The sequence below is a fragment of the Burkholderia mayonis genome, from assembly GCF_001523745.2.
Classification (GTDB): Bacteria; Pseudomonadota; Gammaproteobacteria; order Burkholderiales; family Burkholderiaceae; genus Burkholderia; species Burkholderia mayonis.
This window is the reverse complement of record NZ_CP013387.1, coordinates 559,510-582,534: the sequence shown is the minus strand read 5'-3', so window position 1 is coordinate 582,534 and position 23,025 is coordinate 559,510. Positions and strand designations below refer to the sequence as shown.

Sequence of the window (23,025 nt, the reverse complement as noted above, 5' to 3'; positions counted from 1 at the left end):
GCCCGCCATGGCGGCGCCGGCGCGCGCGTTGCGCGCGGCGCAACGCCGGATTGCCGCCGCGCGCGATTCTCGATTCCGGTCGCGCCGAATAAGCTCAGTCCCACTCGACCACGCAACGACGAATGCAGGCAAGCATGCCCCGCCTTCGCCGATGCCAAGTCGCCCGGCGCCGCCTGCCGCCCGATTCGTCGTCCGGCACGGCGGTCGCGCCCAACCCGTTTCATTCACCAGCGAGCACACCATGAACACCAACCTTGCCTCTCCGGCCACCGCCGGAGCCATGCCGCAGATGGCGCGCAGCCTGATCCTGCTGTTCGCCTTCAGTTGCGGCGCGATCGTCGCCAATCTCTATTACGCGCAACCGATCATCGCGCTGATCGCGCCGGATCTTCACATGTCCACCGGCATGGCGAGCCTCATCGTGTCGCTCACGCAGATCGGCTATGCGGCCGGCCTGTTCTTTCTGGTGCCGCTCGGCGATCTGGTCGAGAACAAGAAGCTGATGATCGTCACCGCGCTGATGTCGATCGCGAGCCTCGCGCTCGCCGCCAGCGTCCGCGAGCCGGGCGTGTTCCTCGCCGTGTCGCTGATCGTCGGCTTCAGCTCGGTCGCGGTTCAGCTGCTGATCCCGCTCGCCGCGCATCTCGCGCCGAGCGAATCGCGCGGACGCGTCGTCGGCACGATCATGAGCGGGCTCTTGCTCGGCATCCTGCTGTCGCGTCCCGTCGCGAGCTTCGTCGCCGATCATTTCGGCTGGCGCGCCGTGTTCGCGTTCGGCGCGATCACGATGGCGATCGTGACCGCGCTGCTGATGCTGACGATCCCGAGCCGCCGGCCCGAGCACAAGGCAACGTACGCGCAACTGATCCGCTCGCTCGAAAGGCTCGTCGCGACGCAGCCCGTGCTGCGCGAGCGGTCGCTCTACCAGGGCTTGATGTTCGGCTCGTTCAGCCTGTTCTGGACGGCCGTGCCGGTCGAGCTGATGAATCACTACCATCTGTCGCAATCGGCGATTGCGCTGTTCTCGCTGGTCGGCGCGATGGGCGCGACGTCCGCTCCGATCGCCGGCCGCCTCGCCGACGCCGGCCACGCCGAGCGCGCGACCATCGTCGCGCTCGTGCTCGCGGCGGCGAGCTTCGTGCCGGCCCTGCTCGTTCCCGGCGCCGGCGTGGCGGGGCTCGTCGCGACCGGAATTCTGCTCGACTTCGCGGTGCAGATGAACATGGTGCTCGGCCAGCGGGAGATCTACGCGCTCGACGCGCACAGCCGCAATCGCCTGAACTCGATCTACATGACGAGCATCTTCGTCGGCGGCGCGATCGGCTCGGCGCTCGCGAGCGTTCTTTACGAGCACGGCGGCTGGACCTGGATCGCGATCGTCGGCGCGCTCTTTCCGCTCGCGGCGCTCGCACGTTTCATCGTGAAGTCGCGGTCGGAACAATGAAGCGATTCGCGCACACACGTCGCCGGCCCCGATCGCACGGCCACATGCAAATGGAACGGATCGGACAGGCGCGCATTCCGCGATGGCCCGGCCGCTCGGCGGCGGCGCGCGCAGCGGGCTGGCCGCATCGACATCCGGGCGGGCGGCGAACACGCGCGGCGCGTCATATCCGACACAGCGCATCGCCCCCCATCGCCCGCCTGGCAGACTGGAACCGTTGCACGTACAATCCGCCCGTAACAACCGGTAAGATTCCGCGACGCGACGCAGCCTCGCCCGCCGGATCGCAGCCGGCATCGGCGATCGGCCGCATCGCGCGTTCGACCGCCACCGCCGATCGCCTGTCGTGCCGATACGCCGCGCAGCCCGCGCGTTCGCACGACGCTTGCGCACCGCAAACGGGCACGGTGCGGAATTCGCAATACGCCCCCCGCCGACCGGCCGGCACCGATGCAATACGCCATTGCACACCGGATGCGAACAGCCGCTCGCGACATGCACCGCTCACTGCTGTGGAAATCGCTCCATGAGTCCGCTTGCACGCCATTCGCCGCCGCAAACGACCGCGAAAGACTCGCTGGGCTGCACGTCGAGCGGCTTTCTGACGAACATCGAGCGTCAGACGGCGCTGTTCGGTTTCTACCGCAAGCACACGACCGGCTTGCGCCTCGAGCAGGTCTCGACGCCGGCCTCCGGACGCGGCATCCTGATCGGCATTTCGTTGTCCGACGGACATCGCCGAAAGATCATCCGCGGCAGCCGTTCGGCAACGCACGATTTCCGGGTCGATTCGATCTACGCGCGCGACTTCTCCGAAGACTATCGCGCGGACATGGTGTCCAATTTCAACTTCATGCTGATCGAGCTGTCGCCGATGTTCCTCGACGGCCTCGCCGACGGCAGCCGCCGCGCGGGCCTCGACGGCATCGCGCCGACGGTCGCGCACGACGACCGCCTGCTCGGCCAGCTCGGACGCGCACTGGCGCTGGCGCTGCAATCGAGCGACGCGGCCGATGCGATGCTCCTCGACCAATTGGGCATGGCGATCGGCACGCACGCGATGCACGCCTACGGCGGCGTGCCGTGCGACGAGCCGAAGCAGCGGCAACGCCTGTCCGCGCAGCTCGAGATGCGTGCGAAGGAGATGCTGACGACGGGCGCGATGTCGATCGACGAAATCGCGAATGCATGCCGCGTGTCGCGCAGCTACTTCATCAAGGCGTTCAGCGCGACGACAGGCAAGACGCCGCATCAGTGGCTCATCGAGCAGCGCATCGATACCGCGAAGCACCTGCTCGCGCACGGCGACTGGACGCTCGCGCGCATCGCCGAGCATTGCGGGTTCTCGAGCCAGAGCCATTTCACGCAGACGTTCACGAAGGTCGTCGGCTTGCCGCCCGGCGGATGGCGACGGCGCGCACGCGCCTGATCCGGCGCGCGCGACGCGCGCTTTCGGCTCGGCCGCGACGAAAGGCTTCGTCTATTTCCGGTTCATGCGCCGCCACGCGGCGGGCGGCGTGCCGATCATGCTGGTGAAGACGCGCGTCAGATGCGCCTGATCCGAGAAGCCGCACTGATGCGCGATGTCGGCGATCGGCTCGGACTTCGACAGCAGGCTGCGCTTGACGCGTTCGATCTTGTGCTCGAGCAGCCATCGATGCGGCGTCGTGCCGACCGTTTGCCGGAACGCCTTGATGAAGTAGCTGCGCGACAGGCCGCATGCGGACGCGACCTGCGAAATCGGCACTTCGCCGGCGACGTTCTCGGTGAGGATCGCCTTCGCCCGCTCCAGTTGCCAGCCGGCCAACCCGCCCTTCGCGGACACGTTCGGCGCGACCACACCGTATTTCTGGACGACGTGGATCTGCATCGCGCGCGCGACATGGCCAGCGAGCAGCGGGCTGGGTGGCGAATTCGCCGCCGACGCGCTCAGCAGCACGTCGACGAGGCACTGCAGCACCGCATCTTGGCTGTCGTCCGGACAAGCCAGCTCGCGAACGCCGCCCATCCGCATTTCGGCGGCCAGCTCGGCCAGCGTTCGGTGTGGCAACGCATGGAAGAGCATGTCGAACGGCTGATGCAGGTCGGCTCGAAACGGTTCGTCATCCTGCCGGATTCGCAAGGCGATGCGCGTATCGCGACACGGCGCGTCGTCGAGGCCCGATGACGCGCGTTGCGGGCGCGTCGACGGCGACATCAGCGACATGCCGATCAGGCAGCTATCGACGGGCGGCATGAACTCGACGACGCCGAAGCCGGGCTCCGGATGGCGCACGCGCGTCAGCGCGACGGGCGCATGGCCGTCGACGCGGACGTCGATCGTCTGCATCGTCGCGCCGCGAAACGCGTCGTGCAGGCCAATGGGGGCAAGATCGATGCAGTTCATCTCAGGCTCGGCAGGTGTGCTTGCTTCGGTGTCGGCAGATCGCCCCATGGCTATTCCTTCAGTCGGGTCAAGGATAGTGGCCGATTGCATCCGTCGATAGAACAAAGGTGTCTTTTTTACAAAAACGTCGACGACGTTCAACTTTCGCCAGTTGTCATTCGCACGTCAAACGCGCATCATCTTCGCACTTCGCATCGCCGCCTCGCGCCGGCAACCGCCAGAGGACACGCTCCGCAACTTATACTCGAAAATCCGTCGGACACGCAGACGCCAGATTGGCGCGACGCTCACGCGAGCGCCCCTGATGCATCCCCCTCCTGGCAACGCGCACTCATTGATGAATCACCTCCGAAATCTACTGGGGCATCTGAAGCATACCGATGACTTCGCCGCGTACAGGCTGTCGCAAGACCTGGTCGAACGCGCGTCCCGGTATGGTTCGATCGTCGACGTCGACGGCGGCGCGGCGCTGTGCATCAGCGGAACGCGCAGCGATTACCTGTACATCGTGCTCGAAGGCGCGACCCGATGCGCGTCGCGCGCGCACCTGCCGATTCCGTCCGGCGTCGATCACGGGCCCGGCACCTTCACCGGCGAGCTCGATCTGCTCAATGACGTCGCATGCGAGGTCACGGTGATCGCATCGTCCGCATGCCGGCTCGTGCGGATCCATCGCGCGACGCTCAAGCATCTGATGCAGCGGGAGCCGGATCTACGCGACATCCTCGTCCGCCTCTTCCTGCTTCGCCGCATCTGCCTGCTCGCCGTCGATCTTCCGCTTCCTTCGCCCGCGCGACGCACGTCGTCCGCCCGCCATCGCGACGACGAGCATGAATTCGACGTGGCGATCGTCGGCGGCGGCCCGGCCGGCATGATCGCCGCCGCGCACGCCGCATCGCTGCGCCTGAACACCGTCGTCGTCGAAGGCCGGCTGCCGTTCGGGATCGACGACGAATTCGCGGCGCCCGACGCGGCGGCGCGCTGGCAATTCGGTCCTCATCTGACGATCCGCAACCACACCGTTCGCCTCGACTGCAATGCCTACCCGTTCGGCCTCGTCGCCCGAGACGGCGAACGCATTCATGCAAACGCCGTCGTGATCGCGTCGTCGCTGCGCCCGGAGTACAGCCCGCGGCTCGCGCGCGTCGTGCTTCGCGCGAACACTGAATGGCTCTGCGGCGCAGTCGACGTCGACGACAGCGGATTCGTCCGCACCGGACGCGCGGCGTCCGGCATGACCCTCGCCGCCGCGTTCGAAAGCTCGCAGCCCGGCGTGTTCGCGATCGGCGAAGTGCGCGCGGGACCGCGGCGCTCGGCCGTCGAGAACATGTCGGACGGCGCGGTCGTCGTCGATGCGATTCGCCGCTTCATCCGCGCCTATCCCGCTTGATCCGTGCGGCGCGGCATGCGCGCCGCCGCTCACAACGCCTTCTCCATCGCCTTTTCTTCGTCGACGAGCAGCGCGGCCGCGATCAGCACCGGCGGCAACGCGAACGCCCACGCGCCGCCGATCAGATAGAGGCCCGCCGCCACCCCGCATCCGAGCGCGAACGTCACGACGGTCCACGCCATGTTCGCGAGCCGCGACGGTCCGCCCGTGCGCTGTGCATCGTCGCCGGCGACACGGTTCGACAGATGCAGCATCAGTTGCGTGACGGTGCCCGTCATCAGCGTCGTGGGCAGCGCGTCCGGCAAATGCAGCCGATGGACCGCGTTCTGGATCGCCATCGCCATCACGAGGATCATCCCGGTCACGATCGCCGGCCACGCATCGCCGTCCGTGAACGGGCCCATGCGGATCGCGAGCGCCGCGCCGACGGCGAGCAGCAGCCACTGCATGCCCAGCAGGATCTTCAGCGCCGGCGCGCGCGCGCGGAGCATCAAGCGGCGCGCCGCGCCCGCGGCGAGCACGACGATACAGAAAACCGGCAGCGCCAGGAGCTTCGCGATGGCGCCCGTGCTTCCGGAGACGAGCGTCGCGCCGAGCGTGACGAAGTTGCCCGTCACGTGCGCGGTGAACAGGCCTTGCAGCGCGAGAAAGCCCGCGGTATCGACATAACCGCCGTTGAACGTGAGCAGCGAAGGGAGGTTCGGTTTCATTGCATCGGGTTCCTGAAGAAAGGGACGAGCGCGAATGCGCATGCGATCCGCGCGACGTCTGCGCGCGCGGATCGCCGCGCGCAGTGGGCGGCCGAACGGCGCGCGCACGGCGTGCCCCGTGCCGCCGCCGTCCTCGCACGGCCACCCGAAGCTCGACGATGTCACGCCCACTCGGCGGTGACTTCGATCGGCCGCAGATCGAACAACAGGACCTCCGCCTGCTTGCCGTTCGCGATCTGCAGCGCCTGCTCATCGCGAATCCGCGCGCCGTCGCCCTCTTGCAGCGCGACGCCGTTGACCGTCACCGATCCGCGCGCGACGTGAACGTACGCGAAGCGTTCCGCCGGCAGCACGAACTGCTCACTCGCATCGCCGTCGAACAGGCCCGCGTAAACCCGCGTGTCCTGGCGAATCTTCAACGAGCCGTCCCGACCTTCGGGCGACACGATGAGGCGCAGCTTCCCGCGCTTTTCGTCGTCGCTCACGCTGGCCTGCTGATAGCGCGGCTCGACGCCCCGCACCGACGGCCCGATCCAGATCTGCAGGAAATGCACGGGCTCCGCCGCCGAATGGTTGAATTCGCTGTGCGCGATGCCCTTGCCCGCGCTCATCAGCTGCACGTCGCCCGGTACGATCACCGAGCCCGTGCCCATCGTGTCGCGGTGCTCGAGCGCGCCTTCGAGCACGTACGACAGGATCTCCATGTCGCGATGGGGATGCATGCCGAAACCGCGGCCGGGCGCGACGCGATCGTCATTGATCACCAGCAGGTCCGAAAACCCGACCTGCGCCGGATCGTAGTATTCGGCGAACGAGAACGTGTGACGCGATCTGAGCCAGCCGTGTTCGGCGCGGCCGCGTTGATTGGCTGCTCTGACTTCAATCATGATGACCTCCGTTGCATCGCGGGCGCTGCGGGTTGCGCGCCTCGTCGATCGGTGCTTGCAGCTTACGTCAACTAGATTGATACTTATATAAATGGAAAGATAATTACTGTCTCCGTTTAGTGGACAATCATGCAATTCGACGACCTTCGGATATTCGTCGCGACGGTGGAGGCGGGAAGCTTCACGGGCGCGGCAGACAAGCTCCTGCTGTCGAAGCAGTTCGTCAGCCGGCGGGTAATGGCGCTCGAGGCGTCGCTCGGCATCCGGCTGCTCGTGCGCAACACGCGCAAGCTCGCGGTGACGGAGCTCGGCCAGGAGTTCCACTCGCGCGCGACGCGCATCCTCGCCGAGATCGCGGACACCGAGGAGGCGATGTCCGCGCGCCGCCGCGACCTGCGCGGGACACTCAAGATCAGCGCGCCGATGTCGTTCGGCATCACGCACGTGTCGCCGCTGATCGCCGAGTTCCTCGTCCAGCACCCGGCCGTCCGGCTGCATCTCGAGCTCAGCGACCGCCACGTCGATCTGATCGGCGAAGGATTCGACCTCGCGCTGCGCATCGGCGCGCTGCCCGATTCGACGCTGATCGCGCGCCGCCTCGGCGAATTGCGGATGGTCGCGTGCTGCAGCCCTGCTTACCGGCGCAGCCGGGGCGCGCCGGCGACGCCCGCCGATCTGCATCGGCACACGTGCCTGCTGTACGGCCAGGAGGGGCGCACCGGCTGGGAGTTCGCAATCGACGGCGCGCGCCGTACGTTCGAAGTGCAGGGCGCGCTGCTCGCGAACAACGGCGACGTGATCCGCGACGCGGCCGTCGCGGGGCTCGGCGTCGCGCTGCTGCCGCACTTCATCGTCGCGCCCGCGCTGGATGCGGGCACGCTCGTGACCGTGCTCGAACCGTTCGCGCAGTCTCCGTTGCCGGTGAACGCCGTTTATCCGCAGCATCGGCAGGACATGGCGGCCTGCCGGGTGTTTCTCGGATTCATCGAAGAGCGGCTGCGCAAGCGCTTTGCCAAGTGAGCGGCAGCGGTTCGTTGTCGTCTGCCGTCTGCCGTCTGCCGTCTGTCGTCTGTCGTCTGTCGTCTGCCCTTTGCCCCTTTGCCCTTGGCGCAGCGTGGCAGCACCGCGCCGGGAATCGCAGGACCTGCATCGATATCGCGGCGTGCGGCGAGACGGCCGTTGCCGGACATCGAAAAAACGCGCGACGCTCGGGCGCGACGAGCCAGCGCTCGGAGCCGACTGACTCGCGCCTGTTCACACGAACAACGTGCTTGATCTCGTCACGCGGTTGCCGAACGCTGCGCCCCTACAGCAGAAGCACACGCGGCGGGATTGTTCAACGGTGCTTCACGACACACTTCGGCGCAGGCCGTCTCGGCAGCGAACGATGCGCGGCCGGCGGTCGTGAGCATCGCCGCAATCGACGCTGACGCCCTCTCCCCGACCGGCATTCGAACGCGCCGCCAGTTCGAAATCCGGTCGTTTTACCGGCCTCGCGCGCGCGACGAGCTCTTCCCCACCAGCGCCATCGTCCGTCGCGCCTCGTTGCGCCGCGCATGCTCGCGCACCGCCCGCCACTGGCACGGCTATTGCAATGTCGTCTCCGAGCCTTCGCTTCCGATGCGTCGAACGCGTTCAATCGATCGCATCGCGGCTCACGACTACATCAATCACTGGAGACGAAAACATGGACGGGCTTTCGCAAGTCCAGGTGCTGGGCATCGACGCAGGCGGCACGATGACCGACACCTTCTTCGTGCGTGCGGACGGGCGGTTCGTCGTCGGCAAGGCGCAAAGCAATCCCGAAGACGAATCGCTCGCGATCCTCGATTCATCGCAGGACGCGCTCGCCCATTGGCAGCGCGACGTCGACGACGTGTATCCAGAACTGCTCACGTGCGTGTACTCCGGCACGGCGATGCTGAACCGCGTCGTGCAGCGCAAGGGGCTCGACGTCGGCCTGATCGTGAACAAGGGCTTCGAGCATATTCACTCGATGGGTCGCGCGATCCAGAGCTACCTCGGGTACGCGCTCGAAGAGCGGATCCATCTGAACACGCACCGCTACGACGAACCGCTCGTGCCGCTGTCGCGCACGCGCGGTGTCACCGAACGCACCGACGTGCAGGGCGGCGTCGTCATCCCGCTGCGCGAGGCGGAAGTGCGGCAGGCGACGCGCGAGCTCGTCGCCGCGGGCGCGAAGGCCATCGTCATCTGCCTGCTGCAGTCGCACAAGAACGCGACGAGCGAGCGGCGCGCGCGCGACGTCGCGCGCGACGAACTGACGGCGATCCGCGCGGACATCCCCGTCTTCGCGTCGATCGACTACTATCCGCAGCGCAAGGAAAGCCACCGGATGAACACGACCGTGCTCGAAGCGTACGCGGCCGAACCGTCCCGGCAAACGTTGAAGAAGGTCAGCGACCGCTTCCGCAAGCACGGCGCGAAGTTCGACCTGCGCGTGATGGCGACGCACGGCGGCACGATCAGCTGGAAAGCGAAGGAGCTCGCGCGCACCATCGTATCGGGGCCGATCGGCGGCGTGATCGGTTCGAAGCTCCTCGGCGAGACGCTCGGCTACGACAACATCGCGTGCTCGGACATCGGCGGCACGTCGTTCGACATGGCGCTCATCACGAAGGGCAACTTCGCGATCGCTTCGGATCCCGACATGGCGCGCCTCGTGCTGTCGCTGCCGCTCGTCACGATGGATTCGGTCGGCGCGGGCGCCGGCAGCTTCGTGCGGCTCGATCCGTACAGCGGCGCGATCAAGCTCGGCCCGGACAGCGCCGGCTATCGCGTCGGCACGTGCTGGCCCGACAGCGGCCTCGCGACGGTGTCCGTGTCCGACTGTCACGTAGTGCTCGGCTATCTGAATCCCGACAATTTCCTCGGCGGACAGATCAAGCTCGACGTGAACCGCGCGCGCGAGCACATCAAGGCGCAGGTCGCCGATCCGCTCGGCCTCTCGGTCGAGGGCGCGGCGGCTGGCGTGATCGAACTGCTCGACCTGCAATTGCGCGAATACCTGCGTTCGAACGTCAGCGCGAAGGGCTACAACCCGACCGAGTTCGTCTGCTTCTCGTACGGCGGCGCCGGCCCAGTTCATACGTACGGGTACACCGAAGGGCTCGGCTTCAAGGACGTCATCGTGCCCGCATGGGCCGCGGGCTTCTCCGCATTCGGCTGCGCGTGCGCGGACTTCGAATACCGCTACGACAAGAGCGTCGATCTCGCGCTGCCGCAGCTCGCACCGGACGCCGACAAGACGCAGGCCGCGCAGACGATCCAGAAGGCATGGGCCGAGCTGGCCGCGAAGGTCGTCGAGGAATTCAGGATCAACGGCTTCGACGAGCGCGACGTGATTCTGCGCCCCGGCTTCCGGATGCAGTACATGGGACAACTGAACGATCTCGAAATCGAGTCGCCGATCGCGAGCGCGGCGAGCGCCGACGACTGGAACCGGATCGTCGCCGCGTTCGAGGACACCTACGGCCGCGTCTACGCAAGCTCGGCGCGCTCGCCCGAGCTGGGCTTCTCGGTCACGGGCGCGATCATGCGCGGCATGGTCGTCACGCAGAAGCCGGTTCTGCCGGAAGACCCTGAGGGCGGCGCGAAGCCGCCCGCGGACGCACGCATCGGCACGCGGCGGCTCTATCGCCACAAACAATGGCACGAGGCCGTGCTCTGGCGAATGGAGGCGCTCAAGCCGGGCAACGTGATCACCGGGCCTGCGATCGTCGAATCCGACGCAACGACGTTCGTCGTGCCCGACGGATTCGAAACGACGCTCGACAAGCACCGGCTCTTCCATCTCAAGGAAATCAAGTAAGGAGACACGCGATGAACATGATATCCAGCCAGGAAGTCGGCTTCGCTGATCTGCTCAAGAACGGCCAGACGCTGAAGCAGTTTCGCGACGGCATCCTCGGGCGCACCGCGCAGACCGGCCATTACAACGGTCTCCAGCGCCTCGAATTGCGCGAGAGCGACCCGATCCGCTACGAGAAGATGTTCTCGAAGCTGCGCGGCGGGCTCGTGCATGCGCGCGAAACCGCGAAGAAGATCGCCGCGAGCCCGATCGTCGAACAGGAAGGCGAACTGTGCTTCACGCTCTACAACGCGGCAGGCGACTGCGTGCTGACGTCGACGGGGATCATCATCCACGTCGGCACGATGGGCGCGGCGATCAAGTACATGATCGAAAACAACTGGGAGGCGAATCCCGGCATTCATCCGGGTGACATGTTCACCAACAACGATTGCTCGATCGGCAACGTCCATCCGTGCGATATCGCGACGATCGTGCCGATCTTCGCGCACGGCAGGCTCGTCGGCTGGGTCGGCGGCGTGACGCACGTGATCGATACGGGCGCGGTGACGCCGGGCTCGATGTCGACGGGACAGGTGCAGCGTTTCGGCGACGGCTACATGATCACGTGCCGCAAGACCGGCGTGAACGACACGCCGCTGCGCGACTGGCTGCACGAGAGCCAGCGCTCGGTTCGCACGCCGAAGTACTGGATTCTCGACGAGCGCACGCGCATCGCGGGCTGTCACATGATCCGCGGCCTGATCGAGGAAGTCATCGAGAAAGAAGGCCTCGACGCGTACGAGAAGTTCGCGTACGAAGTGATCGAGGAAGGCCGACGCGGCCTGCAGACCCGCATCAAGGCGATGACGCTGCCCGGCAAGTATCGGAAGGTCGCCTTCGTCGACGTGCCGTACAACCATCCGGACGTGCAGACGTCGTCCGCGTTCGCGAAGCTCGACTCGATCATGCACGCTCCCGTCGAGATGGAAATCCGCAAGGACGGCACCTGGCGTCTCGATTTCGAAGGCGCGAGCCGCTGGGGCTGGCACTCGTACAACGCGCATCAGGTCGCGTTCACGAGCGGCATCTGGGTGATGATGACGCAAACGCTCGTCCCCACGCAGCGCATCAACGACGGCGCGTATTTCGGCACCGAATTCCATCTGCCGAAGGGCGCGTGGATGAATCCGGACGATCGCCGCACGGGCCACGCGTATGCGTGGCACTTCCTCGTGTCGGGCTGGAGCGCGTTGTGGCGCGGCCTGTCGCAAGCCTACTTCAGCCGCGGCTATCTCGAGGAAGTCAACGCGGGCAACGCGAACACGTCGAACTGGCTGCAAGGCGGCGGGATCAACCAGGACGGCGACATCCATGCGGTCAACAGCTTCGAGGCGTCGTCGTGCGGCACCGGCGCGTGCGCGATCAAGGACGGCCTCAATCACGCCGCCGCGATCTGGAATCCCGAAGGCGACATGGGCGACATCGAAATCTGGGAGATGGCCGAACCGCTGCTCTATCTCGGCCGCAACGTGAAATCAAACTCCGGCGGCTACGGCAAGTACCGGGGCGGCTGCGGCTTCGAGACATTGCGCATGGTCTGGAAGGCGCAGGACTGGACGATGTTCTTCATGGGCAACGGCTACATGAACAGCGACTGGGGCCTGATGGGCGGCTATCCGGCAGCGACCGGCTATCGCTTCGAAGCGCACCACACCGGCCTGAAGGAGCGCATCGAACTCGGCGAGAGCCTGCCGCTCGGCGGCGACGCGAATCCGGATCTTCCCGACTACGAGAATCACCTGAACGCGGGCGCAGTCGTCAAGCGCGACCAGCAATGCATGACGACGGAGGACTGCTACGGCAACCACGATCTCTATCTGAACTACCTGCGAGGCGGCCCCGGTTTCGGCGATCCGCTCGACCGAGAAATCGACGCGATCGAGCACGACCTGAACAATGCGCTGCTGTTGCCCGAGTATGCGCAGAAGGTCTACGGCGCGGTCGCGACCCGCGATGCGAACGGCGTCTGGACCGTCGACGCGAAGGCGACCGCATTGCAGCGCGTCGAGATCCGCAACGCGCGCCTTGCCCGTTCGCAACCGACCCGCGAATGGATGAAGGGCGAACGCGAGCGGATCCTGGTGAAGCATGCGTCGACGCAGGTGCGGCACATGTTCGCGACGAGCTTCGGCCTGTCGATGCAGTTCGAGCAGCGGTTCCGCACGTTCTGGGACCTGCCGGATAGCTGGACGCTCACCGAAGACGAGCTCGACGTGCCGACCTACGGCTCGAAGTTCCGCATGGATCTGTCGAAGATGCCCGACGTCAACACCGTCGTGCTCGTCGAAGAGTGAGCCCGGCCGCCCGGCGCGCAACCATCGAAGAGGACTGGAGATGTCTACTTACACGAAGGAACAGATCAGGAACATGGTCGACGGCAAGCTCGACTGGGACACCACGCTGCGCATGCTGTCGATGCCGAAGGACGGCGAGCGGTTCAGCATGTATGTCGACGCCTTGCAGCACAAGCTCGGCTGGAAGGATCGCATCGTGTTGCCGCTCGGCCCGCACCTGTACATCGTGCAGCAGCGGGCGACGAAGCAATGGGTCACGCAGTGCGACTGCGGCCACGTGTTCTGCGATTACCGGGAGAACTGGAAGCTGCACGCGAACATCTTCGTGCGCGACGCCGAGGAAGCGATGGACGAAGTCTATCCACGGCTGATGGCACCCGACACGCAATGGCAGGTGTATCGCGAGTACTACTGCCCGACGTGCGGCGCGATGCACGACGTCGAAGCGCCGACGCCGTGGTATCCCGTCGTCCACGACTTCGAGCCCGACATCGACGCGTTCTATTCGGAATGGGTCGGCCTGCCGGTTCCGGCGCGCGCCGATTGATCTGACGATTGACTCGACTCGCGGCATCGGGCCGCGAGTCCGCTTCGCTTCCCGCCTCACGAACCCAACGTTCGATTTCCGGCCGTTCGATTTTCGGACGGCCGATCTATTTTCGGGCGACCGCGAACGCCGGTCGCCGACGCATATGCGGACGTTCCGGTTCGGTCATCGGTTGGCGCGGGCATTGCTTGTCCTGCATCGTCCGAACCGACGTCAAAGACGGTTCGGAGTACGATATCCGGCACGACCGCGCGGCGACCGCAAGCGCCGCGGCGTCGAACGTCGAACGTCGAGACAAAAGGCCGGACGGACGGCCATGCGGTTCGCCCCGCTTGCGAATCGTCAGGAGACAAGCATGCAGCAGACAGGCACGCCCATGGACTGGTTTCCCAGTCCTCAACATGACACGCGCATCATGGCCGCGTGGGAACACTTGGTGACGGGCGGCGAATGGCGCTCGACCAACGTACGCGGCGTCGTCGACGATTCGTGGCAACGCTGCCTCGTCGGCCACGTCGATCCCGGCGTCGACCGGGCGCCGCCGCCGCTCGACGACGAACGCCTCGATCAATGGCGCACGGGCCAAAGGCGCCTCATCGACGTCAGCCTGCCGCTGATGCAGCAGACTCGCGAGTTTCTGTCGCAGACGGGCACCGTGATGCTGCTCGCCGATTCGAGCGGCATGATCCTGCAGCAAGAAGGCGACATGCGGATACTCGAGCCCGCGAGCGAAGTCGGACTCGTTCCCGGCTGCGACTGGACCGAGCTCAACTGCGGCACCAATGCGATCGGCACCGCGCTCGCGCTGAAACAGCCCGTGCAGATCCATGGCGCTGAACATTTTTGCGCCGGCATCAAGCGCTGGACCTGTTCGGCGACGGTGATTCAGGACCCCGTCGACGGTCACGTGCTCGGCGTCATCGACGTGTCGGGTCTCGCGGATACCTACAGCCGCTACAGCCTCGCACTCGCCGTATCGCTCGCCGGACGCATCGAAGGCCGTCTCGCGAAAGACGCGATGGAGCGCCGGCTGCGCCTGCTCGATCGCTGCGCCCCCCGCCTCGGCGCGGCGAGTACCGAGGCGACGCTCGTCGTCGACGATCGCGGACGCCTCGTCAAGGCGAATCCGCAGGTCGTGCCGACGCTGCGCAGACGGGGATTCGACGTGCAGCTCGGCGCGGAGTTCTCGCTACCGGGACTGGACGCATGCAAGCGCGGCGGCGCGCCCTCGAACGCGCCCGCATGGCTGCGCGGCAGCCACGTCGAAACGTTGAGCGAAGGCGCGGACGTGCTCGGCTACATGGTCGTGATACCGGGATGCGGAACGCCACGCCGCACCGGTCCGATCGTCCGCGAGCCGGATCGGCATCGTTCGGCATCCAGCGCGTTCGAGCGCATCGTCGGAGACAGCGCCGCACTCCGTGCGGCCGTCGTCAAGGCGCGTCAGCTCGCGCCGTCGAAAGTGCCGGTGTTGCTGCTGGGCGAGACGGGCGTCGGCAAGGAGCTGTTCGCGCAAGGCATTCATCAGGCGAGCGAGCGCGCCGACGGCCCGTTCGTCGCGCTCAACTGCGGCGGACTATCGAGAGACCTGCTCGCGAGCGAGTTGTTCGGATACGCGGAAGGCGCGTTCACCGGCGCGCGTAAATCGGGCGCGGCGGGCAAGATCGAGGCGGCCGACGGCGGCACGCTGTTTCTCGACGAGATCGGCGAAATGCCGCTCGACATCCAGCCTCATCTGCTGCGCGTCCTCGAGGAGAACGAAATCTACCGGCTCGGCGAGAACGCGTCGCGCAAGGTGAACTTCCGGCTCGTCGCCGCGACGCACCGCGACCTGAAAGACGCGATCGCGAAGGGGATGTTCCGGATGGACCTCTTCTACCGAATCGCCGTCACGACCGTGTCGATACCGAATCTGCGCGAACGCGCCGAGGATTTACCGTCGCTCATCGCACATTGGCTCGCGCATTTGTGCGAATGCTACGGCTTGCCGCCGCGAACGTTCGACGACGATGCGTATGCGCGACTGATGGAATATCCGTGGCCGGGCAACGTGCGCGAGCTTCGCAATGCGATCGAGGGCTCGCTGCTGCTGTCCGACGGACCTGTCATCACGGCGGACAAGCTGCCGGCGGAAATCGGCGTGTCCGCCGACTCAGCGGCGCACATGGCGCCGTCGGCGAAGGACGCCCTCGAATCGGAGTCCGGTGGCAGCGCATCGCTGAAATGCGCCGAAGCCGAATACATTCGCCGCGCGCTCGATCGTCACGGCGGCAACCTGACGAAGACAGCCAACCAGCTCGACATCGCGAAAAGCACGCTGTACGAAAAGATCCGCAAGTACGACCTGCTCAAGGCCGTCAGCGATACGCGGCGGCGTGGGGCGCATTGACGCATGCGGTGCACCGGAAAGACAAAAGCAGCGCCTCGAATCCGCGACAGCGCAGCGCTTGCCTTGAGCCCCTTGCGGAGCCGCAAGCACGCGCCGATCGATCGAGTGAGGAAGGCGTGGCCCCCGGCTTGTGCTGTCAGGCCCGGTGTCCCGAAATCGGTCCGGCCTCCCCAGTGAAGTTGAAGATGCTGTCGATCCAGGCGAGGAAGGTCGAGAACGTGAAATCCGACCATTGCTCCGTTCGGTACGCTTTCATGACTGGCTCATCCGCCGGGTCCTTCTGGTTGAGCAGATCGCCGACGAACGTTCCGACATCCGCATCGATGCCGTTTTCATGGATGCCGGATCCGGTGAAGCTGACTGCGGTTACCTGGTGGTTGCCGATGAAATCGTCGCGTGCCCAAGGCATGAAGTAACCGAAGTTCGGCAACGGATTCAGCACCCGTTTCAGGTTATCGAGCTCCTCGTCGAACATCGCGAGCGATAGTTTGTCCTTGGTCGCGTCGTCGGGCGCCGCGATCACCGCGGGCACGAAAGCGCGATAGTGGTAGGCAGCGATGACCTTGTCGCGTCGATACGTCGAAAAGCCGAAGCGGTCGCGTGGATAGGTCGCCGATAACGCTGCATAGGCGCTGCCCATATTGTCGGGATCGAAGTTTCGAGTCAGCCGGCTGTTTATCGTAATCATGCCGTCGGGCCCGGACATTCCCCATTCGGCGCGCACTCTGTCGTACAACCCGACGGACGGATACGTCGCCGGATCGGCGTCGAAGCGCGTATTGAAGACCGTGCCGGCATCGTCGAGCAGCGAGCTGTGCATTTGCGGCTGCAACGTGTTGCGCAGCGTCGCATAGTTGCCAAGCGTTCCATAGCCGCCCGCGCTCATCCCATACACCAGCAACCGGTTCGGCTTGCCGAATCCGTGGGCAACGAGCCACTGCGCGACCGTTCGGACGTTCTTCAGGCCGTTGTAGTGCTGGATCCGCCAATCGCCCGAGGGCGACGTGTAGTTGCGCACCGCGCTGCCCATGTGGATGTCGCCGGTGCAGTATGGAACGAACACCTGTGTCCATTCCTGTGTCTCCACCTTCGGCTCGCCGACGAGGATATGCGCGAGATCCATCCGCGTCATCAGCGGCGACAGGAACGACGATTTCAGGCTCTGCTGCGTGGTGCCGTTCACGTAGTTGTGCGGAATGCCATCGGGATTGAAAGCGCCGAGCCCCGCCTCCGCACCGGTCGCGGTTTCAGTGCAGGTACCGTGATCCCAACATGCGCCGCCGGGTTCCATCATGTAGAGCAGATCGCCCGATTGCGCGCGATTGATGTAGAAGCGCATCGGCGTGCCGTTGCCGCACGAAGCGCCGCTGCTTTCCGGCAGCGTGACTTCGTACCACGAATAATAGGGAATCGACGGATCAGGCATCGCCGCATCCGCGGCATGTCCATTGACGGCGACGCCGGTTAGCAGACCGGCGACGCAGAAGCACCTGAGCAATTTGGAAGCAGACATCTCTCCTCCATTTCAGTTGACCCGGTTTTCCGCCGCACTCACGCGCGACGACACGCATGCGGCGCGTTCAATGGGTTTCGTCGGTCGGAGCCGCTCGATCGAACAGCTGGACGCGCAGTGCTTGCAGGCGCTGCGCAATGACGATCTGCTGCTGTTCGGGATCGGATACGCTCGCTTGAACCTGCTGGACGATGTCTCGGCTCTGCCGCGCGTAGGTCGGATACCGTGGATCTTGTGCAGGCGACACCCCCACGGTCTGCTGGGCATATCCATCCCACTGTTGTCTCATTGCCTGGATGGCCGCGCTTCGCGTCGCGGGATTCGCCGCCGCGTCGGAAATCAGTGCTGCGCTGAGCGCCTCGGCCTGCACCGGGACTATTTCGTTGCGCGCGACGTGCTCGGGCAGTTCTGCCAGAATCTGACTGGCCAATATGGCCCTTTCCGTCTCGGGCATGCTGTTTCTACCGCTGCCATATGCAGCGACCCGATCGCGGAAACGCGCGAACGCGACGACGCGCTGCACTTCCTGTTCCGCATTCTCGCGACCTGCGAGACTCTTTCGCAGTACGACGAGATCGAGCCGACGCTCGGCGGAACCGGCCTTGGCAAGCGCATCCCCGGTTGACGCGCCGATTGGCGGCTCGCTCCGCTCACTGGCCATCGCGTTGGATCGTATGGGCCGGGTGGAAGCCGTCTGCGACAGCGTCATGCTTCGCCATGATGCAACAGTGACGCCGAGCATGACCAACAGCAGCACTGCCAGCCAACGCGCTTTCGGTTTTTTCACGCCGTCTCCCTATCGAGCCGTCGCGGCTTCGCATTGTTTGTTTTCGAGTACGTTCTATGTCGAAATACACGCATGGTCAAAGTCGGCACTAGAATGCATCCACGATTCCTCGAGAGGATTAGTGCACATTTATGTGGATAAACATGCAGCCGGACAAGCTGCGACCATCATCGAGCGAGGCCATTCCACACGTCTCTTTCGCAAGCATCGATGCTCGGCTCGCAGCCTCCGGCAACAAAATCGCGACGGGCTGGCTGATATGTTGCATGTCCCAAACGGCTTTGAAAAAAGCGAGGCGGCGTTCATCGGAGTTTCCGGATCGATGATTGCCCTCCTGCTGCGCGACGCGGCGGAACTGCATCTCACGCAAAGCGCAAGCAGCCGACAAATCGCGCAGATCGAGGCTCTCTTGGGCCGATCGCTGTTTGTGCGCGAACATCGCGCGTTCGCCTGACCATTGCTGGTGAACGTGACGGGAGGCACGTGCAGTGGTTGCTGGCGAACTGCGCGGAAGCAACGCTCGACGTCATGAAGCGCTGCGGCGATCAGAAACTGACGGTGGCATGCTCGTCGGGTGTGGCCGTGGTCAGCGGCAGTGGATGTCATGAGCCGAGTGGCTCAACCTGAATGGTGTGCAGATGCCGTGATCGCCGCAGACCGTCTGGTGAATCACTATCCCGAGTTCGTGAAAATGGCGATTCTCGGCGAGGGCGTGATGCCCGGCTGGCGTCACATGATCGACGACTGCCTGGCCGAAGGATTGCTGGTCAGAGCCACACGCGAATCGGCCAGTCACGGCGGCGGTTGCTACGTCCTGTCGCCTGACGATCGAGCGCAGAACCGGGCCGCTCGCCTTTTTCACGATGGCTCTTCGAGCAGGCAGAGGCGCAGACGGCGACCAGACCGCCCTGGCGGCGAGGATATAACACCGACAGATACAGAATCAAGGGCCATCGATGAACGGCGGAGGCTGCAGCCTTATTCGACGTAGGCCGCGAGATTGGTGAGCGACGAGCTCATGCCGATTTCATGATCCGCTTGCCCGATGCCGGGCGGGACGTTCTCGGCAGTGACGGTGACGATTGTGCCGTCCGCAGCAGCCGTCAGAACCCAAGTCATCGTCATCGTTCCGGCGAAGGCGGGATCGTCTGAGGCGAACTCGAAAATCTGGACGACGCGTTCCTGCGGGACGAGATCGACAAAGCGACCGACCACGACATCAGTGTTGACCGTCGACTTGCCGAGGGCAGTGGCGAAAGTGAGTGTCATCTGAAACCGCCCGCCGATGCGCGGCTCGAAGGTTTGGACCTCCATGGTCGCGCCCTGTGGCGGCAACCACGCCGACACAGCCTCGCGCTTCACGAAAGCATCGTAGATCGCCCGAGGCGATGCTTGGATCAGTCTTGACGCCGTGTCACGGCGATTCGCGAGATGGGCCATGGTTTTTCTCCAACGTTCGACGCGAGCCGATATTTGTACAACACGTAATACGGACTGAGGGCGTACCGCGTGACATGCTGGCTCGATGACAAGCCGCACACGCATACCGTTGCGCGGCGATACCGCGAATTGCTGGCGAAAGGCTGGCCGGAATCCCTGCAATACTGGATTAGTAGGGTGTACCTTATTGAGCCATTCGTAAGCCATTGAAAATATAGCTCAATAGGATTGACCGTATGTGAGCTAGCGAGCCATGCGGAAACTCTACTACGGTCGCATTTCCACCACGGACGGACAATCAGAAGTCAGCCAGTACGCCGACGCGAAAGCGCACGAGGTCAAGGAAAAAGATGTGTTCGTTGACGAGGGCGTGAGCGGGTATCACGTCGCGCCGGATCAACGCCAGCAATGGCAGCGCGTAGAACATGACTTGCGGCACGGCGGCGTGCTGATTGTCCGCTGGCTCGACCGAATCAGCCGCCGATACGACGAATTGCGCCGAACGATGCGCCGCTTGATGGATATGGGCGTTCGTGTCGAATGCACGTTGAATGGCATGGTATTCGATGGCGGCGCGATGGACCCGATTGAGAAGGCCACGCGAGACGCTGTACTGGCATTCATGGCCGCGCAGGGCGAAGCAGACGACAAGAACCGGGCCGAGATGCAGAGGCGAGGCGTAGCAATTGCCAAGGCCGAAGGGAAGTACACAGGCCGCAAGCGCGCCGCTGACTACGCCGAGATTAAAGGCTGGCGGGCCGAGAACGGCGCGACCATCGCGGCGACGGCGGAACACTTCGGCGTGAGCGCGGCGACGGTCAAGCGGGCTTGCGCGGAGTAATTGGCCGAATAGTATTTTGCACGCCCGGTGAGATGGATTCCGCTTTTGCAAGCACACCATCTACCAGTTCAGCCCGTGGGAACAGGCGCAGCATCACGCTCCCTCTTAGGCCCTATTCCGCACGACATACGGCCCATCCGCCTGGGCCAGTACCATTTTCGGCACTAGCGTACCTCGGGGTATCTCAGTTAGCCATACACCCGAGAATTGGGGCGTGCGAATATATGCGACGTGTAGTTCGATAAGTCCGTGGGCGGCGTCTACCGTCTTGTCGATCATTTCGGGCAAGCCGGCATATGCATCCCCTGTGCTCCAAGGGTTACGGGCGTGCAGATGCTTACCAAGGCGATCATACACATCGATAAATTCGTCTTTGGTGAGGTAGCCCGATTCCTTGCGGTCGAAATGAAAGTGGTTATTAGGTGAATCCTGGGCAGCACTGTTCTTACCGAGCAAAACAGGCATCGGATAGAAATCGGGGTTGACCCTCCCTAGATCATTGAATACGCGCTTTGCATGATAATCCTTCGTAAAGTCCTTATTCTTGTCCGCCTTAGCACGGCACGCTGCGTATGCGGCTTGATTCGGAGCAATCGCGGCAAAGGCGACTGACTCTAGCGCCTTTCGCAATTGCAGTGCGGACGACTCAAGAAATGCCACACCGCCCCCGCTCTTGAATGATTCGAGGAACGTTGAGGCGGCGACGAGGCGGTTAGCCACTTCGCTAATCATCAAAGCATATATGTCCGCCGACTGTTGCATCAAATTCCCTACTCCTGTCGAAGCCCGTTAGGCTTGATTGGTAGCTCTAGGCCCTTGATTCTATACGCACTCATGGCTCGCACAAGAGGTCACAGCGGGTAGAACTCGCCGCCATAGTCGTCCGAGCTATCGCCGTCGTCATGTCCTTGCATGGCGTCCGCCAGTTCCTTGCCAATGTCGCAATCGCGGCAAATTTCCTTGAACGTGTGCCGGTACGAGTGAAACACGCGCTTGGGGTCGGTAATACCGCACGTGCCGCGCAGAAATCTTCCGTATGCCTTCGACCAGTCCTGTCCGAATTCGCCGTCCTTATTCGGCCCAAGATTGAAGATGCGCGGGCTGCTGCTGCGGGATTGTGCAAGCTCGATAAAGCCTTGATCGATCAATACAGGATGCACCGGAATACGCCGCACGCTGCTTGCCGTTTTGACCCGCTTTCCCTCGCCTTCGTTCGTGATGTAGATGCACCACGCGCGGGACTCATTCCCGTCCATATCGAAATAAGTCTCTTCGCGCACGTCAGTAGGGGTTAGCTGGCAAAGCTCACCAAGCCGCGCGCCCGTGTACAGGCCAAGGACCGGCAACCAAAAACCTTCTCTGTCCGCGTTCCGGTCGGGTAGCTTGGAAAAGATCGTCCGCAGATGATCTAGCGTGTATGGCAGGCGCTTAGACTTGTTCGGGCGGTTGTCCATGAGGCGAACACCCCGCGCCACGTTATCGCGAACCAGCTCGTTATCACGCCCGAAATTGAAGAGTGTACCGAGGCAATCAAGCGTGTGGTTCGTGGTCGGGATGCTGACACCCGATTCGCGCAGCTTGTCTTTGAACTCGACGATATGGCGGCGCGTGATTTGATCGGCGGGGAAACGCCCAACCAGATCATAGAAACGGCTAACGGCCAATTCGTACTTATCTTTTGTGCGTGCAGTTGGCTTGCGCTCGCTGGCCCACTTCTCGCACAACTGCGCCAAGCTGAGGGAATCCGGCGACCAACTCGGGGCGGCGGACAGCGACACGGCTGCATTAGCGTTATCGCGTCCTGTGGGGCCGCCGAAAGGCTTCACCGTGCGGGCCGAGGAGGCAGCCTTAGATTTGCTGGGCGCGTTAGCGGCCTGCTCTGGCGTCGGTCGATCGTCGAAAGCATAGCCTCCGGTTGCCTCCAAGTACGCCAATTGGGCCGCAGATGGCAAGTTAGAACCGGCAAGGATGCGATCTACGCTTTCGCGCGCCTCGCGTTGGCCCTTGCTGGCGGCGTCATGATGCGCCTTGTTGGCCCGATACTCCTGTTCACCTTCATCCGAATGCAGGATCGAATCCGCCAGCCACGCGTCCGTGCGCGTATGCTTGGCTACGAGAATCGCCCACTCCGCATCCGTCCGCACGGTATGGACTGCGGCCAATCGTTTGGCTTCGTGATAGTCGGAAGTGCCGAGCGCGTGAACGATCTCTTTCTTGCCGTAGTGCGCGTGAAGGGATGCGGGAATTTTTCGGCGGAAGTAGTAGCGCGCGCCGCGCCGCGTGAGGTGGTTTGTCATTTGTCCCGGTGTACCACCCACCTTGTCCACCATGCCTAAACCCTTCTTACGATTGGGAAATCGTGATTCTACAAGGGTTTGGAAGGACTGGCGGAGAGAGGGGGATTCGAACCCCCGATAGGCTATTAACCTATACACGCTTTCCAGGCGTGCGACTTAAACCACTCATCCATCTCTCCGGGAAGACGGCAAGTATAGCAAACTCCGGGGACGGGCCGCCACTCCC

The 23,025-nt window shown here is 64.1% G+C and carries 17 protein-coding genes, 1 tRNA gene and 1 pseudogene; 10 read left to right on the top strand and 9 right to left on the bottom strand.

Annotation, left to right across the window (positions count from 1 at the left end; translation table 11 throughout):
- Positions 1-241: 241 nt before the first annotated feature.
- Complete coding sequence (locus tag WS70_RS21165; protein ID WP_059597328.1) at positions 242-1,444, top strand: MFS transporter; 1,203 nt, start codon at positions 242-244, stop codon at positions 1,442-1,444.
- Between the two features lie 526 nt (positions 1,445-1,970).
- Positions 1,971-2,873: a helix-turn-helix domain-containing protein gene (locus tag WS70_RS21160; RefSeq protein WP_059468843.1), complete on the top strand. Its 903-nt coding sequence runs from the start codon at positions 1,971-1,973 to the stop codon at positions 2,871-2,873.
- Positions 2,874-2,924: 51 nt separating this feature from the next.
- Here WS70_RS21160 and WS70_RS21155 read toward each other — a convergent pair whose 3' ends face one another.
- Entirely contained in the window at positions 2,925-3,830 is a 906-nt protein-coding gene (locus tag WS70_RS21155; protein ID WP_059597327.1) for a helix-turn-helix domain-containing protein, read from the bottom strand.
- A gap of 337 nt (positions 3,831-4,167) precedes the next feature.
- Between WS70_RS21155 and WS70_RS21150 the strand changes: the two genes are divergently transcribed.
- Positions 4,168-5,220, top strand: a complete 1,053-nt coding sequence (locus WS70_RS21150) for a cyclic nucleotide-binding domain-containing protein (protein WP_059597326.1) — start codon at positions 4,168-4,170, stop codon at positions 5,218-5,220.
- A 29-nt stretch (positions 5,221-5,249) separates the two neighbouring features.
- Here the strand turns inward: WS70_RS21150 and WS70_RS21145 are convergent, their stop codons facing one another.
- Together WS70_RS21145 and WS70_RS21140 are read right to left on the bottom strand one after the other, a co-directional pair.
- Complete coding sequence (locus tag WS70_RS21145; protein ID WP_059597356.1) at positions 5,250-5,930, bottom strand: YoaK family protein; 681 nt, start codon at positions 5,928-5,930, stop codon at positions 5,250-5,252.
- 161 nt (positions 5,931-6,091) lie between these two features.
- On the bottom strand, positions 6,092-6,817 hold the full coding sequence (locus WS70_RS21140) for a pirin family protein (RefSeq protein WP_059468840.1): 726 nt from the start codon (positions 6,815-6,817) through the stop codon (positions 6,092-6,094).
- A gap of 129 nt (positions 6,818-6,946) precedes the next feature.
- On the opposite strand from WS70_RS21140, the gene WS70_RS21135 reads away from it, so the two are divergent.
- The 5 genes from WS70_RS21135 to WS70_RS21115 all read left to right on the top strand — a co-directional run bounded on the left by WS70_RS21135 (position 6,947) and on the right by WS70_RS21115 (position 15,921).
- Positions 6,947-7,837, top strand: a complete 891-nt coding sequence (locus tag WS70_RS21135; protein WP_059468839.1) for a LysR family transcriptional regulator — start codon at positions 6,947-6,949, stop codon at positions 7,835-7,837.
- Positions 7,838-8,504: 667 nt separating this feature from the next.
- On the top strand, positions 8,505-10,649 hold the full coding sequence (locus WS70_RS21130; RefSeq protein ID WP_059597325.1) for a hydantoinase/oxoprolinase family protein: 2,145 nt from the start codon (positions 8,505-8,507) through the stop codon (positions 10,647-10,649).
- Between the two features lie 11 nt (positions 10,650-10,660).
- On the top strand, positions 10,661-12,985 hold the full coding sequence (locus tag WS70_RS21125) for a hydantoinase B/oxoprolinase family protein (protein ID WP_059597324.1): 2,325 nt from the start codon (positions 10,661-10,663) through the stop codon (positions 12,983-12,985).
- A gap of 40 nt (positions 12,986-13,025) precedes the next feature.
- Complete coding sequence (locus tag WS70_RS21120) at positions 13,026-13,532, top strand: acetone carboxylase subunit gamma (RefSeq protein ID WP_059468836.1); 507 nt, start codon at positions 13,026-13,028, stop codon at positions 13,530-13,532.
- A gap of 355 nt (positions 13,533-13,887) precedes the next feature.
- Positions 13,888-15,921, top strand: coding sequence for a sigma-54-dependent Fis family transcriptional regulator (locus WS70_RS21115; protein WP_226382928.1), 2,034 nt, complete (start codon positions 13,888-13,890; stop codon positions 15,919-15,921).
- 136 nt (positions 15,922-16,057) lie between these two features.
- Here the strand turns inward: WS70_RS21115 and WS70_RS21110 are convergent, their stop codons facing one another.
- Together WS70_RS21110 and plcR are read right to left on the bottom strand one after the other, a co-directional pair.
- Entirely contained in the window at positions 16,058-17,434 is a 1,377-nt protein-coding gene (locus WS70_RS21110; RefSeq protein WP_059468834.1) for a pectin acetylesterase-family hydrolase, read from the bottom strand.
- 67 nt (positions 17,435-17,501) lie between these two features.
- A complete protein-coding gene (plcR, locus tag WS70_RS21105; RefSeq protein WP_162498994.1) occupies positions 17,502-18,221 on the bottom strand; it encodes a phospholipase C accessory protein PlcR in 720 nt (239 codons plus the stop codon).
- Positions 18,222-18,549: 328 nt separating this feature from the next.
- On the opposite strand from plcR, the pseudogene WS70_RS21100 reads away from it, so the two are divergent.
- A pseudogene (locus tag WS70_RS21100) lies at positions 18,550-19,181 on the top strand (LysR family transcriptional regulator); the annotation flags it as partial.
- An 18-nt stretch (positions 19,182-19,199) separates the two neighbouring features.
- Here WS70_RS21100 and WS70_RS21095 read toward each other — a convergent pair.
- Entirely contained in the window at positions 19,200-19,661 is a 462-nt protein-coding gene (locus WS70_RS21095; protein WP_059468832.1) for an SRPBCC family protein, read from the bottom strand.
- A gap of 253 nt (positions 19,662-19,914) precedes the next feature.
- Between WS70_RS21095 and WS70_RS21090 the strand changes: the two genes are divergently transcribed.
- Positions 19,915-20,502, top strand: coding sequence for a recombinase family protein (locus WS70_RS21090; RefSeq protein ID WP_059597322.1), 588 nt, complete (start codon positions 19,915-19,917; stop codon positions 20,500-20,502).
- A gap of 105 nt (positions 20,503-20,607) precedes the next feature.
- On the opposite strand, the gene WS70_RS21085 is transcribed toward WS70_RS21090, so the two are convergent.
- The 3 genes from WS70_RS21085 to WS70_RS21075 form a co-directional block, all read right to left on the bottom strand.
- Positions 20,608-21,264 carry a hypothetical protein gene (locus tag WS70_RS21085; RefSeq protein WP_059597321.1) on the bottom strand — a complete coding sequence of 219 codons (657 nt, stop codon included), beginning with the start codon at positions 21,262-21,264 and terminating at the stop codon, positions 20,608-20,610.
- A gap of 89 nt (positions 21,265-21,353) precedes the next feature.
- Positions 21,354-22,832, bottom strand: coding sequence for a site-specific integrase (locus tag WS70_RS21080; protein WP_059468829.1), 1,479 nt, complete (start codon positions 22,830-22,832; stop codon positions 21,354-21,356).
- Between the two features lie 55 nt (positions 22,833-22,887).
- A tRNA-Ser gene (locus WS70_RS21075) sits at positions 22,888-22,978 on the bottom strand.
- Positions 22,979-23,025: the final 47 nt, after the last annotated feature.

Excerpts from the sequence above, each read along its gene's own strand:
- WS70_RS21165 (WP_059597328.1), top strand. The coding sequence starts at position 242 with ATGAACACCAACCTTGCCTCTCCGGCCACCGCCGGAGCCATGCCGCAG.
- WS70_RS21160 (WP_059468843.1), top strand. The coding sequence starts at position 1,971 with ATGAGTCCGCTTGCACGCCATTCGCCGCCGCAAACGACCGCGAAAGAC.
- WS70_RS21155 (WP_059597327.1), bottom strand. The coding sequence starts at position 3,830 with ATGAACTGCATCGATCTTGCCCCCATTGGCCTGCACGACGCGTTTCGC.
- WS70_RS21150 (WP_059597326.1), top strand. The coding sequence starts at position 4,168 with ATGAATCACCTCCGAAATCTACTGGGGCATCTGAAGCATACCGATGAC.
- WS70_RS21145 (WP_059597356.1), bottom strand. The coding sequence starts at position 5,930 with ATGAAACCGAACCTCCCTTCGCTGCTCACGTTCAACGGCGGTTATGTC.
- WS70_RS21140 (WP_059468840.1), bottom strand. The coding sequence starts at position 6,817 with ATGATTGAAGTCAGAGCAGCCAATCAACGCGGCCGCGCCGAACACGGC.
- WS70_RS21135 (WP_059468839.1), top strand. The coding sequence starts at position 6,947 with ATGCAATTCGACGACCTTCGGATATTCGTCGCGACGGTGGAGGCGGGA.
- WS70_RS21130 (WP_059597325.1), top strand. The coding sequence starts at position 8,505 with ATGGACGGGCTTTCGCAAGTCCAGGTGCTGGGCATCGACGCAGGCGGC.
- WS70_RS21125 (WP_059597324.1), top strand. The coding sequence starts at position 10,661 with ATGAACATGATATCCAGCCAGGAAGTCGGCTTCGCTGATCTGCTCAAG.
- WS70_RS21120 (WP_059468836.1), top strand. The coding sequence starts at position 13,026 with ATGTCTACTTACACGAAGGAACAGATCAGGAACATGGTCGACGGCAAG.
- WS70_RS21115 (WP_226382928.1), top strand. The coding sequence starts at position 13,888 with ATGCAGCAGACAGGCACGCCCATGGACTGGTTTCCCAGTCCTCAACAT.
- WS70_RS21110 (WP_059468834.1), bottom strand. The coding sequence starts at position 17,434 with ATGTCTGCTTCCAAATTGCTCAGGTGCTTCTGCGTCGCCGGTCTGCTA.
- WS70_RS21095 (WP_059468832.1), bottom strand. The coding sequence starts at position 19,661 with ATGGCCCATCTCGCGAATCGCCGTGACACGGCGTCAAGACTGATCCAA.
- WS70_RS21090 (WP_059597322.1), top strand. The coding sequence starts at position 19,915 with ATGCGGAAACTCTACTACGGTCGCATTTCCACCACGGACGGACAATCA.
- WS70_RS21085 (WP_059597321.1), bottom strand. The coding sequence starts at position 21,264 with ATGCAACAGTCGGCGGACATATATGCTTTGATGATTAGCGAAGTGGCT.
- WS70_RS21080 (WP_059468829.1), bottom strand. The coding sequence starts at position 22,832 with ATGGTGGACAAGGTGGGTGGTACACCGGGACAAATGACAAACCACCTC.